This window comes from Inquilinus sp. KBS0705 (assembly GCA_005938025.2).
Classification (GTDB): Bacteria; Bacteroidota; Bacteroidia; order Sphingobacteriales; family Sphingobacteriaceae; genus Mucilaginibacter.
Genome location: VCCI02000002.1, coordinates 218,209 through 231,073, shown reverse-complemented (window position 1 = coordinate 231,073; position 12,865 = coordinate 218,209). Strand labels below are relative to the sequence as shown.

Annotated in this window: 16 protein-coding genes; 13 read left to right on the top strand and 3 right to left on the bottom strand. The window is 42.0% G+C overall.

Annotated features, from left to right (window positions below):
- Positions 1-17: 17 nt before the first annotated feature.
- On the bottom strand, positions 18-1,925 hold the full coding sequence (locus FFF34_012390) for a flotillin family protein (GenBank protein TSD64696.1): 1,908 nt from the start codon (positions 1,923-1,925) through the stop codon (positions 18-20).
- Positions 1,926-2,687: 762 nt separating this feature from the next.
- Positions 2,688-3,044: an endonuclease domain-containing protein gene (locus FFF34_012385; GenBank protein ID TSD64695.1), complete on the bottom strand. Its 357-nt coding sequence runs from the start codon at positions 3,042-3,044 to the stop codon at positions 2,688-2,690.
- Positions 3,045-3,439: 395 nt separating this feature from the next.
- On the opposite strand from FFF34_012385, the gene FFF34_012380 reads away from it, so the two are divergent.
- From FFF34_012380 to FFF34_012370, 3 genes are all read left to right on the top strand, one after another.
- Complete coding sequence (locus tag FFF34_012380) at positions 3,440-3,988, top strand: 30S ribosomal protein S16 (protein TSD64694.1); 549 nt, start codon at positions 3,440-3,442, stop codon at positions 3,986-3,988.
- A gap of 122 nt (positions 3,989-4,110) precedes the next feature.
- Positions 4,111-4,638, top strand: coding sequence for a 16S rRNA processing protein RimM (gene rimM / locus FFF34_012375; GenBank protein ID TSD64693.1), 528 nt, complete (start codon positions 4,111-4,113; stop codon positions 4,636-4,638).
- A gap of 37 nt (positions 4,639-4,675) precedes the next feature.
- Positions 4,676-5,203, top strand: coding sequence for a hypothetical protein (locus FFF34_012370; GenBank protein ID TSD64692.1), 528 nt, complete (start codon positions 4,676-4,678; stop codon positions 5,201-5,203).
- 159 nt (positions 5,204-5,362) lie between these two features.
- On the opposite strand, the gene FFF34_012365 is transcribed toward FFF34_012370, so the two are convergent.
- Positions 5,363-5,605 carry a hypothetical protein gene (locus tag FFF34_012365; protein TSD64691.1) on the bottom strand — a complete coding sequence of 81 codons (243 nt, stop codon included), beginning with the start codon at positions 5,603-5,605 and terminating at the stop codon, positions 5,363-5,365.
- Positions 5,606-5,805: 200 nt separating this feature from the next.
- On the opposite strand from FFF34_012365, the gene FFF34_012360 reads away from it, so the two are divergent.
- The 10 genes from FFF34_012360 (at position 5,806) to FFF34_012315 (ending at position 12,779) form a co-directional block, all read left to right on the top strand.
- On the top strand, positions 5,806-6,240 hold the full coding sequence (locus tag FFF34_012360; GenBank protein TSD64690.1) for a hypothetical protein: 435 nt from the start codon (positions 5,806-5,808) through the stop codon (positions 6,238-6,240).
- Positions 6,241-6,610: 370 nt separating this feature from the next.
- Positions 6,611-7,540 carry an IS1595 family transposase gene (locus FFF34_012355; GenBank protein TSD64689.1) on the top strand — a complete coding sequence of 310 codons (930 nt, stop codon included), beginning with the start codon at positions 6,611-6,613 and terminating at the stop codon, positions 7,538-7,540.
- Positions 7,541-7,748: 208 nt separating this feature from the next.
- Positions 7,749-8,459 (top strand): hypothetical protein, encoded by a 711-nt coding sequence (locus tag FFF34_012350; protein TSD64688.1) that lies wholly within the window; start codon positions 7,749-7,751, stop codon positions 8,457-8,459.
- 174 nt (positions 8,460-8,633) lie between these two features.
- Entirely contained in the window at positions 8,634-9,080 is a 447-nt protein-coding gene (locus tag FFF34_012345; GenBank protein TSD64687.1) for a hypothetical protein, read from the top strand.
- A gap of 27 nt (positions 9,081-9,107) precedes the next feature.
- Complete coding sequence (locus tag FFF34_012340) at positions 9,108-10,004, top strand: hypothetical protein (GenBank protein ID TSD64686.1); 897 nt, start codon at positions 9,108-9,110, stop codon at positions 10,002-10,004.
- A gap of 11 nt (positions 10,005-10,015) precedes the next feature.
- Entirely contained in the window at positions 10,016-10,216 is a 201-nt protein-coding gene (locus FFF34_012335; protein TSD64685.1) for a helix-turn-helix transcriptional regulator, read from the top strand.
- A 143-nt stretch (positions 10,217-10,359) separates the two neighbouring features.
- Positions 10,360-10,785, top strand: a complete 426-nt coding sequence (locus tag FFF34_012330) for a VOC family protein (protein ID TSD64684.1) — start codon at positions 10,360-10,362, stop codon at positions 10,783-10,785.
- Between the two features lie 11 nt (positions 10,786-10,796).
- On the top strand, positions 10,797-11,171 hold the full coding sequence (locus tag FFF34_012325) for a VOC family protein (protein TSD65065.1): 375 nt from the start codon (positions 10,797-10,799) through the stop codon (positions 11,169-11,171).
- Positions 11,172-11,414: 243 nt separating this feature from the next.
- A complete protein-coding gene (gene trmD / locus FFF34_012320) occupies positions 11,415-12,089 on the top strand; it encodes a tRNA (guanosine(37)-N1)-methyltransferase TrmD (protein TSD64683.1) in 675 nt (224 codons plus the stop codon).
- A 342-nt stretch (positions 12,090-12,431) separates the two neighbouring features.
- Positions 12,432-12,779, top strand: a complete 348-nt coding sequence (locus FFF34_012315; GenBank protein ID TSD64682.1) for a 50S ribosomal protein L19 — start codon at positions 12,432-12,434, stop codon at positions 12,777-12,779.
- Positions 12,780-12,865: the final 86 nt, after the last annotated feature.

The window sequence follows — 12,865 nt, the reverse complement described above, 5'->3', positions numbered from 1 at the left end:
CGTCGAAATGATAACTTTTAATTAATAGGCTCTTCGGGCTTTTTCTTAATGTCCACTTTTTTAGCCTCACCTTCGCGTTGCAGCTTTTTAAGCATTTCGTTGCCTATAAGGGCATCAATTATGCCGCTGCTGCCGCCATCTTTACCGCTAACCAAAATCTCGGGCACCAGTTTAATACCGTTGCTGGCAAGGGCCTCGGCTACACGCACAATGGCATATTGCTCGGTACCCATGGCTTCGGTTTTTTGTTTGGTAACCTCGGCTTCGGCCAAACCTATGGCCTTAATTTTACCCGCGTCGGCATTACCGTTAACTTCGGTTGCGTTGGCATCGGCCTTGGCATTAATGGTTTTTGCTTCGGCATCGGCACGTGCAATAATCGTTTTATTTTCGGCATCGGCCTTGGCATTGATCACCCTCGATTCGGCATCACCTTTAGCAGCAGCTACTTTTGAGGCCGCCATTTGGGTGTTTATCTCAACCTGGCGGGTTGATTTTACCACCTCGGGCTGCATATCGGCACCGGCTTTGGCACTTTCAAATTCCTTACGCTCAATTTGGGCGCTTTTCTGAATTTCGTAGGTAACGCGTTCCTGCTCGGCTATTTTACGGTCGGTAAGGGTCTTCATCAGCGCTTCGGGTGGCACAATGTCACCTATCAGCGTATCTACACCTTCAACGTTATACTCGGCCAATACCTTGCTTATTTGGGCACGGGCATCCTCCTGCCTTTGCGAACGGTTGGTTAAAAACTCGATAACGCCACTTTTTTGCGCCGAGTTACGGAAGTAGTTGGCAATAGTGGGCTCAAGCACCTGCGATACCAGGTTTTTGGTGTTACCAAATCGGGCTATCACTTTTGGCGCATCGTTACGCGGTATGTGGATGATCTGCGAAACGTCCAAATTGAACGTAAATCCATCAGACGAACGCACACTAATGGTACACAGGTTTTTATCCAACTCGTGCGACTCGGTACGGCTATTGGCCCAGTTAAGTACAATATTGGTGGTAGGCACAATCTCTACCGTGTGGGTATAAATGTTTACCGGGTGCTTACCAGGGTCAAGCGGCTCGTCCCAAACACCTTTATCGCCTTTTTTAACAATGTTACCATGTGTAAAGCCCACACCGCTGGTATCCTTACCCTCGGGGCCAACAAACGAGTTGACCACACCCACATAACCAATGTGTATGTGCACCATCTCTACCTGCTCTACAATGGCAAACCATGGGTTAAGGTAATAGGTACCGGCCAGTATCACATCTTCCTGCAAGCCTTTTTTACCGCCGGCCTTAATAAAGGCCATAGGGTCTTGATAGTTACGGTGGCCCGCAACCGAGCCTCCGGCTATCTCGCCTTTTTCCAAAGGCTCGCCGTCAAGCGTGGTAACAATACCCACCTTGTTTTCGTGTATGCTGGTAATGGGCACCATCACAATCTCGAACAGAAAAGTGTTGATACGGTAGCTACCCGGCGTTAAGAAAGCCGCTTGAGGACCTTTTTGGCCGTTGTTTTCTAAAAAAGCCTGCGAATCCTGGAACTTGTCGCAGTCGACAGGTTTACCCAGCACACGGCCGGTATCCATCGGCGCGCCGTCTTTAGCTTTTACCAGGCCAAGCTTATCCTGCTCAACAACGGTAAACTGGCCCATGGTTATGGCATATTGCCATGGCCACATACCCCAGTACAGGCCCGGTGCAAGCGGTTTGGCCTGCATACCGGCCTCGCCGTTTATGGCGATGATACGGCCATCGGGCAGGCGCTTATCCCCGTAAAGGGTAAACTTTTTTACTACTAAACCAATACGGTCATCCGGAACGATGATCATACCAAAAAATACGCGCAGTACAAATTTGTACAATAGCACGGCAGCAATCAGCGGGAATACCCACCAAAATTGGATCAAAATAGATTGAGACATTTTTTTTATGAATTTTTTTAATTAACCGGGGCCCTTAAGGTGCGGGCCCCTCACAAATCTTATAGCTTTATGAGACCTTGGCTATATAGCGTTATATATGATTATCGGCGATTATTGTTGTTACAAATTTTACCGGAAATATTTTTACAGATGGGTTCAGGGTCATTTTTTAACTGTGGGGGTTTAGGGTTTAATCAAGTATTAGGTGCCGCTTTTGTTAACCATTAGCGTTGCTTTAAATATAGGGGATAATTAGGAGGAAAAGAAATAAAGAATAACAATGGGCGGCGTTAACTCACCCCGAATGCGCTACGCTGTTCGACCCTCTCTCCGCTTCGCGGAAAGAGGGTTTAAAAAAGCTCCCCCTCTTTGTCCGTTAGCCAACGGAGAGAGGGGCAGGGGGTGAGTCAACTCGCCGCGGGCATTAGCGACCTGCTCCGCTCCGTTAACTCACCCCGCCGAGGCTACGCTGGGCGACCCTCTCTACGCTGTGCGTAAAGAGGGTTTAAGAAGAAAAAAAGAGCCCCCCTCTTTGCGCGTAGCGGAGAGAAGGGCAGGGGGTGAGTCAATTCGCCGCGCGGGCATTAGCGCCTTGCCTCCGCTCCGTTAACTCACCCCGAATACGCTATGCTGTTCGACCCTCTCTATGCTTCGCATAAAGAGGGTGAAAAAAAAACTCCCCCTCTTTCCGTTAGCCAACGGAGAAAGGGGACAGGGGGTGAGTCAACTCGCCTGGCGGACATTACCGATATACTCTCCACTCTACAAATACTCCTTAATTTTATTCAAAACGCCATTGATATCCTTTTCGATATTATCGTTTTCAAACCTTAAAATAGTTAAACCTAATTCTCTTAATACGTCGTCCCTGTTCTTGTCATACTCTTTTTTAAACAAATGTACAGGTCCATCAGCTTCAATAACCAACTTAGCTTCGGCACAATAAAAATCAGGAATATAATATTGATTTATGCCAAATGTAGATTTTACACAAATAGGGTGTTGCCTCAAAAATTTTTTACCGCTAAAGTTTCTGTTCCTTAAGGCCTGCCAAAGCAAATTTTTTGATGGGGTTTGTCTTCTTCTAAGTTCCCGGCATAATTCTGTAATGGATGGCATAAGTAAATTTACAAAATATGTCTTAAGCTGCAAATCGCTCCGTTAACTCACCCCGCCGACGCTACGCTGGGCGACCCTCTCTCCGCTACGCGGAAAGAGGGTTTAAGAAGAAAAAAGAACCTCCTCTTTGTCCGTTAGCCAACGGAGAGAGGGGGCAGGGGGTGAGTCAACTCGCCTGGCGGATTACCGCCTTGCCTCACCCCGCCCTCTCTCTCCAAAGGAGAGGGTGGTTTTCTCTTAAAGTCCTCTCCTTTGGAGAGGATTAGGTGAGGCATTTAGGGAAGGCACTTATATATATTTAATTATAAGCCTTTTAATTTATTAAATATTTATTTACCTTTGCATCCCCGCAGAAAGAACTCCGGGGATAATGTTGAATACATAAATTACAAAGAATGGCAACTAAGATCAGACTGCAAAGACACGGTAAAAAAGGAAAACCCTTTTATTACATCGTAGTAGCAGATGCCCGTGCTCCAAGAGACGGTCGTTTTATTGAGCGTATAGGTTCATACAACCCTAACACCAACCCAGCTACAATCGACATCAATTTTGATAAAACCCTTGATTGGGTAAACAGTGGCGCACAGCCAACCGATACCTGCCGTGCAATACTATCTTACAAAGGTGTATTATACAAAAAACACTTACAAGGTGGTGTTAAAAAAGGTGCCTTAACCGAAGAACAGGCAGATACTAAATTTGCAGAGTGGTTAGACCAAAAAGACAGCAAAATAACAGGCAAAAAATCAAACCTTAACGCTGCTAAAGATGAAGCTAAAAAATTAGCTTTAATTGCAGAAGCGAAAAAGAAAGAAGATAAAGCTGCAGCCATAGCTGCTAAAAATACGCCTGTTGCCGAAGAAGTTGAAGAAGAAGTAACCGAAGCGCCAGCCGAAGAAACTGCTGCTGATACCGAAACTGAAGCCGAAAGCGCAGAATAATTATTTAGATACAAGTAGCGGATATCAAGTATCAAAACACAAGATATCAGCTGTATCAAACACAACAATGGCGAAGCAACCCAACGGTTCTTCGCCATTGTTATTTAAACAGTTTTACAGATATGAAAACCGAAGATTGCTTTAGGATAGGCAGCGTGCTAAAAACCAAAGGGCTTAAAGGCGAAATGCAGCTGTATATTGATTTTGACGGCGCCGATAAAATAAAATTCAACTCGCTGTTTATTGATATGGCCGGCAAAATGGTGCCTTATTTTATCACATCCATAAAATACCTGCAAAAAAACCAGGCCTACCTTTTTTTAGAAGATGTAGATACCATTGAAAAGGCCGCTATGCTGGTAAAACGCGACCTGTACCTGCCCAATAAGCTAAAGCCAAAAAAGAAAAAGGAGGAGTTTACCCTTAAAGATGTAAAAGGCTTTATAGCGGTTGACGAAACCCACGGCGAGCTTGGTGAAATAACCGAAGTGCAGGAGTACCCGCAGCAACTGATAGCCACGGTTACCTACCAAAACAAAGAAGTACTTTTCCCGCTGAATGTGGATATCATAAAAGGCATTGACATTGAAGCCGAAGAAATATACATTGACCTGCCCGAAGGCTTGCTGGATGTTTATTTGAGCGAGTAAGGGTTGCTAAATCCAGGGAATTTTTCGATATTCAAGCATGAAATATTTGTTTACTGCCTTCCTCACTTTAATTATTTTTGGAGCTAAAGCCCAAACATCTTTAATTGCTTATACCGACGAACCTGGTACTGTTGTATTTGATAAGGTTACCAAAAAGGGACCACTAAATATAAAGGTAGGCGATACGGTTGTGCTTTATAAATTCAATGTAAATAGCAAAGTTTGGAATATAAAGTATAAAGGGATGCCGGCAACTATTAAAGATACGGTGGTATATCAGTCTGATAGGGTCACTCAATTCAAGAATGTATTTATTAATAAAGAGTATCTCAAAGACCTAAAAAGAAAGTACGGGCCGATATATGCATCATATATTTATAGCGGTAGCCCTGCAATAGGGATGACCAAAAAAATGTTTGAAGAATTTAAAGCTAAGCCTGATGAGATAAACCGGACTGTTGGAAGTTGGGGCGTGCACGAACAGTGGGTTTACAATGAAACTGCAAGCGGAAAGTCCGAATATTATTACTTCGAAAACGGTAAGCTAACGAGTTGGCAGGACTAAGGGAATAATTTGTTAATAACACTTTTGTGCGTAAGTGAGATCTTTTCCACTGTGCGTGCAGTGATGCTTTGCACTAAGGGTGATTGCTACTCCGTTAGTAATAAATAAAATTTATTTGTCAAAAATACTGGTAACTATATATTACTTGGGACAAGGATTTTATTTATCTTCTTCAAATAATCCCTCATGTATTAGATAGAAAGCATGTACTTTATATTTAGGGATAGGATTGCTTTTGTTGTAGAATTTATTGGCCTCCTCCATTGCTTTACGTTGCTTTTCAGCACACACATTTTCAGCCGAACTCTTTAACCTATATATTTCTGTAGATAGGTAATTATGTTCACCAAATACATTTATACCGTCTGTTATAAGATACACCTTTCTAAAACGCCTTGACATAAATCTAAGTTATGCTAAATATTTTAGCCTTTAAAAAGATTTTAAAAAATACGCTTATTGGTCATTGGCAATAAAAAACACATAAATAAACACGGTTAAGAAAAGTCAGTCAATTTTTTGTGTTTTCATTTGTGTTTTTTACAAAAATCATTTGGATTGTAATTTTTAATTTGTAATTTTATCCCCATAGAGTAGTAGCTATGAGTTTAGAAATAACAGACGAACAACTTGTTCAACATTTAAAACAAAAAGAAACGGGATTATTGATTCAACTTGAAAAAGTTAGAGCCGCCTTGGCTGTGTTTGATTTAGTCGGTTTAGATATTGATGAATCCACTCGTTTTCAACCGAATAAGTTACCTATAAATAACTATGACACTTTTATGTCTTATGACCAAAAAGTAATTTTTGCGTTAAGAGCGATTGAGGGTGGTTACATTAACCATATGGTTGATTACTTATTAAAAGCAGGTGACGACACAGAAGAAAAGAAATTATACAACGGACTTACAGGAGCAGCGAGTAGATTATACAGGGGTAATATACTTAAGGCTGACACGCGAGGCAAAAAATATAAATACTATTTAAATCCTGATACAGAAAAAGAAAGGGCAGAAATTCTGCCCCTCTATTGAATTGTTGAATGTTGTGCGGGCGAAGACGGTCACATTTGCCGTAAGAATTGAGAGTAGTAGCTTTCAAACTTAGCAGTAGTGTAATGGACTACAACGCACGACTTTAACATTATGCATGGTTACATGTTGTTGAGAGAAACTCCCGCTGTAACTAAGCACTATGGTAGCCATTTGACGGATGATGGGAGTAAACTTTTGACGAAGCCTCCTGTCATCCCCATTGGCATGCTTAAAAGTATGTATAATAATTTAATTATGCAAATTTATTATTGTGTTTAATTATTTATTATGTTTTTAATGCAAAATAATTAAATAAAATTTGTCCCATTAAGTTATTAATATTATATTTGTATAAGCAAACAAAGAAACAATGACAACTCAATTCAAAAGCCTTATTCAAGTATTAGATTTCTTCAAAGAGGAAACTACCTGTATTAGCTACTTAGCGCAAAGCCGTTGGGGCAATGAGCCGTCATGTCCGCATTGTGGTAATGTTGGCGCATACGTCACCAATAGGGGCTACAAATGCAAAGCAAAAGAGTGCCACAAGAAATTTACCGTTACTACAGGTACTATATTTGAAAACACAAAAATCTCTTTACGTACATGGTTTGCTGCAATGTACTTGTGTACTGCTCACAAAAAAGGTGTTTCTTCATTACAGTTGTCAAGGGATTTAAACATTACTCAAAAAACAGCATGGTTTGTTTTGCACCGTATACGTGAAATGCTTAATGCTAACCAGCCTGAACAATTAGAGGGTACAGTAGAGATTGACGAAACTTACGTAGGTGGTGCAACCAAAAACAAAAGCAATAAAAAACGTGCGGAGTTACGTGCTACTGGCGCACAGTATTTCAGCAAAACAAGCGTTGTTGCTATAGTAGGTCGTGAGAGCGGCCAGGTACGCACACGTGTGTTACAAGCCAATAGTGTTAAATACTCTGATGTATTGCCATTGATACAAGCTAACGTTGCTGAAAACGCTTTAATCATTACCGATAGTTCAACTATGTATGGTAGCCTTAAGCACTCTTACAAACACGAGGTTGTTAACCACGTAAACAAAGAGTACGTAAGGGGTGCAATGCACACTAACACCATAGAGGGCTTTTTTAGCCAACTTAAGAGAGGCATTTACGGTATCTATCACCAAGTAAGCCCTAAACACTTAGGTCGCTACTGCAATGAGTTCCAGTACCGTTACAACACACGTAAAACAACTGATGTTAACCGTTTCGAGGATGCAGTAAAAAACATCAACAACGTGCGTTTGACTTATGCAGATTTAATTAAGTAATTTTGATTATGGCAAAGGAAGAAGAAGCTAAGAAACCATACGACCCGAAAGCGAAGCGCAAAGTAAGGGGAGAGAAGTACGAGGAGAAAGTGAAGTTTGAGGGCACTTTAGAGCAAATGATTAATATAGCTGCACACACCAAGCTACCCGATAAGAAAGAAGAAAAGTAATACCTATATTAAGGGGCTAAACCAATAGCCCCTTTTTTATGAAAGATTTAGAAGTCCTTCTAATACTCTTAAGTGCCGTTTTTTCTATAATTATTACTATTAAATGGAAGAAATCCACGTGGAAAAAGAAAATTTCCTTTATTGCGTGTATAGCGGCTTCATTAGTAATCGCTTATAATGCCCATGAAAAAAATAAAAAAGATGATTTGATTGATAGAATAAATTCCAGTTTTGGAGAAATCAACGATAATACGGATGTGGCGGTTGCTAAAATGGAGATTGGAAACGGCGGTACTTTTTTCAATCTAGGGACAGGTGTATTTAGTATCCCACCAAATTATAAAGACTTAATTAAATTATTTGTTCGATCAAATAAGTTATTTATGACTGCTATAATACGTGATAGAAAAGGCGATGTTATAGCAGCAATATATGAGAATGAATGGACTTGGTATAAGAAAGGGTATGAATATAATAATGATGAAAATTCGTTTGAAATAGTTACACAGGGAGATAGAAATGTGTTTTTCAATGTCAACCTAAAAAAGGGAATTGCACAAGTAACTGGTTTTTTTTATACAGCAGATGGTTATGGCTTGCAATTTTACCATGACGATGGAAAGGATTATTCTGTTATGTTTAAAATAACGCCCACTACCCTAGATACTGAAATTCCCCAAATCATTGAAAAGCCGATTTTTAAATACCCAAGAGAAAGGTATATGGGTATTCGAGCTTCAAAAAATTAATCCTCATTGCCAATAGCTTTTGCGCATAAGAGAATTATGATAATGCCTAAAAGAAATTCCATCATTTTAAAAATGTTTTAAATAAAATCCTTGTCCCAAGTAATATATAGTTACCAAAATACTTGACATTTGTAAACTTTGTTTTACATTTGGTAAATCAAACTTTACAAGTAAATGAAAACACGCTATTTATTCCCCCACTGGAGCAGGTATTTAGGCTGGTTCCTTATTTTTCTGCATATCCCTATTATGGCTTTAAGAAAGATGCAAGTGGGTAACGACCATTTTCAGGGCTATGGAACCGGCCTGGATAGCGATAGCCTGTTTACCGGCGAGCATCTGTTTTTTATAGGCACAGCCTTGTTTATGGCCATCGGGCTGTTCTTGGTAGCCTTTTCAAAAGAGAAGATAGAGGACGAGCAAATATCACAACTAAGGCTCGACTCGTTACAATGGGCCATTTATCTAAACTATATTTTATTGGTAGTATCGCTTATACTTTCAAACGATAAGGAGCACATTTTATACCTGAACCTGTGGATACCTCTTGCCTTCTTCATCTTCCGTTTCCGTTGGAAGATATGGCAGCTTAACCGCTCCTTTAGATCAGAAACAGAATAAACTAATTACCTGTAACACATAAAAAGCATGAAAACAAAACTTTTATTAGCAAACTGGTTTAGGCCACTGGGTTGGCTGCTAACCGTGCCAGGATTTATATTAGGCTACCTGGTTATACGTAACGACTATAAGATACCCGGCTTCGGGCTACTGCTACGCAACAAAGCATCGTTGTTTTTGCCCATGTTTGAAAACCTGACCAACGAATTAGCACTAACGTTGGTAGTTGTTGGCCTGGTATGTATTGCCTTTAGCAAGCAAAAGCACGAAGACGAGCTTACGGCCAAAATAAGGCTTAACGCGCTGTATTGGTCCATACTGATCAACTACGGCTGGTATATGCTGGTGTTTTTGGTTGCCACTATAAATGTTTGGCTGCGGCTGCCGGTGCTGCAAACGGTGATAGAGTTTGTGGCCGATGGTTTGAATTTTTTGGTGTATAACCTGATAACACCGCTGCTTATATTTATAGCCCGTTTTTATTACCTGCTATATAAAAGCCGCGACGAATATGCCATAACACCTGTAAGGTTTTTAGCCAATAAGCCTTACCGCATGATAGGCATTTTTAGCACCCTTGCATTGGTGGCGGCCATAGCTGTAGTACAAATTACAGCCACTAACGACGATGGCACCAACCTGATATATGTATTGCCGGCAGCCATGCTGCTGTGGGTTTTCTCTAAAGAAAAACAGGAAGACGAATACATTAATAGCATACGCCTGGATGCCATGCAAATAGCCGTGTATGCCAACTACGCCATACTGTTACTGGCAAACGTGCTGGTTTATGGCACCGGCTTTTTGTTTGTACTGATACTAAACCTAGTTACTATACCGGCTATATTTTTACTGGTATTTAACTATCGTTTATACAGGCTAAGGCAGCAGGGCAAAAGCGGCTTAAAACTGGGCTTTTTATAATTACAGCAAGCATGAAGAACACACTGCGTATAGAGCGCGCCATTTTAAATATTACACAAGCCGACCTGGCCGAAAAAATCGGCGTATCCCGCCAAACCATTAATACTATCGAAAGTAATAAATACGTACCTTCAACAGTGCTGGCGCTAAAAATAGCCCGGGTATTTGGCAAACCGCTTGAGGAGATTTTTATGCTGGAAGAGGGGGATTAGCCCCCTCCCTCTACGTCACTGCGCGGAGCGATAGCGACAAAGCAATCTCCGGACTGTGCATAAACGCCTTGCATTAAGGGAGATGGCTTCGTGCCTCGCCATGACGCGCGGGGAACCTGTCGACCCACTTAACGGATTACAATATGAACGTACAAATATTTACACCACCAGCAAGCCAGGGGCCGGCACCAAAAGCCACCTTTGCGCCCGAGCTTACCATACCCAATGGTATTAAGGATGTAAGCTTTTATACCCGTGCCTTCGGCGCTTTTGAACTAAGGCGTTTTGGTAACGACGATGGCAGTGTGCATGTAGCTGAATTTATTATTGGCGATACCCTTTTTCACCTCCACGAGCAAACTTCGGATAGGAATGTTAGTCCGGCGAAGGCAGGCGCTACCACGGTAACCATCGGTTTGTTTGTAGAAGACGTACACACGGTAATGCAGCAGGCAATTGCTGCCGGGGCAACAGAAACCTCGCCCGTGCGGGATTATGATTACGGTTATCGCCAGGGCCAAATTTTAGACCCCTTTGGCCACGCATGGCAAATACAAAAAAAGATATAAACGAGCAACTAATGGAAGAGCAACAACCAACATTTGGCCACGGCAAAATTTGCTATGTGGTAATACCAACGGCAGATATAGCTGCATCGGCCCGGTTTTTTAAAACTGTATTTAACTGGCGCATCCGCGAGGATAACCTGGGCAATGCATCCTTTGATGACGGTGTGGGCCAGGTAAGCGGCGGCTGGGTAAAAGGCCGTAAACCGGCAATGGGTGTTGGCTTATTTATATCACTAATGGTTGACGATGCCGAAGCTACTGTTAAATTAATAAAAACCAGCGGCGGCACCATAACCCAACCCATTGGTAACGAAGCGCCCGAGATAACCGCCCACTTTACCGACCCCGATGGCAACGAATGGGGCATATACCAGCATAGGGGGTAGTAGCCCCTATGCTGCCTGTTATGCTGAGCTTGCCGTAGCAATTGGCGAATTGGCCTTTACGCGCGTCCTTCGACAGGCTCAGGATGACCCGGTCGCACAGATGTCATGGTGAGCCCGTCGAACCATTGGTGCATAGGCCTTTGCGCACGTACTTCGATAGGCTCAGGATGAACTTGGCTGCTCTATTTCATCTTCACATTTGCACATCTGCATATTTGCACATCTATCCCTATCTTTGCCGCCATGCGTTTTGATATCATCTCTGTTTTGCCGGGCCTGCTCGAAAGCCCCTTTGCCCACTCAATTTTACAGCGCGCGCAAAAAAAGGGCGTGGCGCAAGTTGTGGTGCATAACCTGCGCGATTACGCTACCGGCAAACAAAAAAGTGTAGACGACTACCCTTATGGCGGCGGCAGCGGCATGGTAATGACCATACAGCCCTTTGCAGCCTGTATAGAAAAGCTAACGGCCGAGCGCGAGTATGACGAGGTGATATTTATGTCGCCCGATGGCGAAACGCTTAACCAGGGCATTGCCAACCAGCTATCTATAAAACAAAACATCATCATACTATGCGGGCACTATAAAGGGATAGATCAGCGCATCCGCGATTTGTTTGTTACCCGCGAGATATCCATTGGCGATTATGTGCTATCGGGCGGTGAGCTACCCGCCGCGGTACTGGTAGACGCCGTGGTAAGGCTGATACCCGGTGTACTGTCTGACGAAACCTCGGCCCTGTCCGATTCGTTCCAGAACGACCTGCTGGATGCGCCGGTTTACACCCGCCCTGCCGATTGGAACGGGCACAAGGTACCCGACATCCTATTAAGCGGCAACACCCCCGAAATAGAAAAGTGGCGTTTCGAACAATCTGTAGAACGGACAAAAGAAAGAAGACCCGACCTGTTGGAGTAGGCTGTTAATGAGTGGTTGATCGGGTTAATTAAACGGTTGATTTTTGAGCCGGGTTTAAAACCATCTCAACTTTATTTCCGCATTCGTAAAAATATATGGAATAATTTTTTATATTAGTTAGTGACAGGGGTGTAAAAAAGAAGAAAAAGTTCCTGTATAACCTGTAAAAAACTAAAAAATTCTATGCGTAAGCTGCAAAATAATACAAGGCAAACGGGCATCATTTGTTAACAAAAAACAAAATGTTGAAATTTTTTAAACAGAGTTTTTTATTTTAAAAATTATCCGTATTATTGCACTCCGATTTTTACGGGCTAAAAATCGCTTTAAGAGCTAATAATCATGGATTTAGTAAAATTTGTAGAAGAGCAATCAGTAGTAAAGAATCAATTCCCGTCTTTTAAAGCCGGTGATACTGTTAGCGTATATTATAAGATCAGAGAAGGTAACAAAGAACGTATCCAGCTTTACCAGGGTGTTGTTTTACAGCGCAATAGCGTTGGTAACAGCGAAACCTTTACAGTACGTAAGGTATCAAACGGTATCGGTGTTGAGCGTATCTTCCCTTACAATTCTCCAAATATTGATAAAATAGAAGTAAACAGCGTTGGTAAAGTACGTCGCGCTAAATTGTTCTATCTGCGTGCCCTTACCGGTAAAGCAGCTCGTATCAAATCAAAAAGAGTTTAATTACGATTTTCGTATATTTAGAGCCTTTCTGCATGCCAGAGAGGCTTTTTTTGTTTTCCAAATTTTGCTATGAGATACCTGTTGTT

Coding starts and splice junctions, on each gene's coding strand:
- FFF34_012325 (TSD65065.1), top strand. CDS start 10,797: ATGGAAGAGCAACAACCAACATTTGGCCACGGCAAAATTTGCTATGTG.
- FFF34_012350 (TSD64688.1), top strand. CDS start 7,749: ATGAAAGATTTAGAAGTCCTTCTAATACTCTTAAGTGCCGTTTTTTCT.
- FFF34_012335 (TSD64685.1), top strand. CDS start 10,016: ATGAAGAACACACTGCGTATAGAGCGCGCCATTTTAAATATTACACAA.
- FFF34_012390 (TSD64696.1), bottom strand. CDS start 1,925: ATGTCTCAATCTATTTTGATCCAATTTTGGTGGGTATTCCCGCTGATT.
- FFF34_012360 (TSD64690.1), top strand. CDS start 5,806: ATGAGTTTAGAAATAACAGACGAACAACTTGTTCAACATTTAAAACAA.
- FFF34_012380 (TSD64694.1), top strand. CDS start 3,440: ATGGCAACTAAGATCAGACTGCAAAGACACGGTAAAAAAGGAAAACCC.
- FFF34_012355 (TSD64689.1), top strand. CDS start 6,611: ATGACAACTCAATTCAAAAGCCTTATTCAAGTATTAGATTTCTTCAAA.
- FFF34_012365 (TSD64691.1), bottom strand. CDS start 5,605: ATGTCAAGGCGTTTTAGAAAGGTGTATCTTATAACAGACGGTATAAAT.
- FFF34_012330 (TSD64684.1), top strand. CDS start 10,360: ATGAACGTACAAATATTTACACCACCAGCAAGCCAGGGGCCGGCACCA.
- FFF34_012340 (TSD64686.1), top strand. CDS start 9,108: ATGAAAACAAAACTTTTATTAGCAAACTGGTTTAGGCCACTGGGTTGG.
- FFF34_012385 (TSD64695.1), bottom strand. CDS start 3,044: ATGCCATCCATTACAGAATTATGCCGGGAACTTAGAAGAAGACAAACC.
- FFF34_012370 (TSD64692.1), top strand. CDS start 4,676: ATGAAATATTTGTTTACTGCCTTCCTCACTTTAATTATTTTTGGAGCT.
- trmD (TSD64683.1), top strand. CDS start 11,415: ATGCGTTTTGATATCATCTCTGTTTTGCCGGGCCTGCTCGAAAGCCCC.
- FFF34_012345 (TSD64687.1), top strand. CDS start 8,634: ATGAAAACACGCTATTTATTCCCCCACTGGAGCAGGTATTTAGGCTGG.
- rimM (TSD64693.1), top strand. CDS start 4,111: ATGAAAACCGAAGATTGCTTTAGGATAGGCAGCGTGCTAAAAACCAAA.
- FFF34_012315 (TSD64682.1), top strand. CDS start 12,432: ATGGATTTAGTAAAATTTGTAGAAGAGCAATCAGTAGTAAAGAATCAA.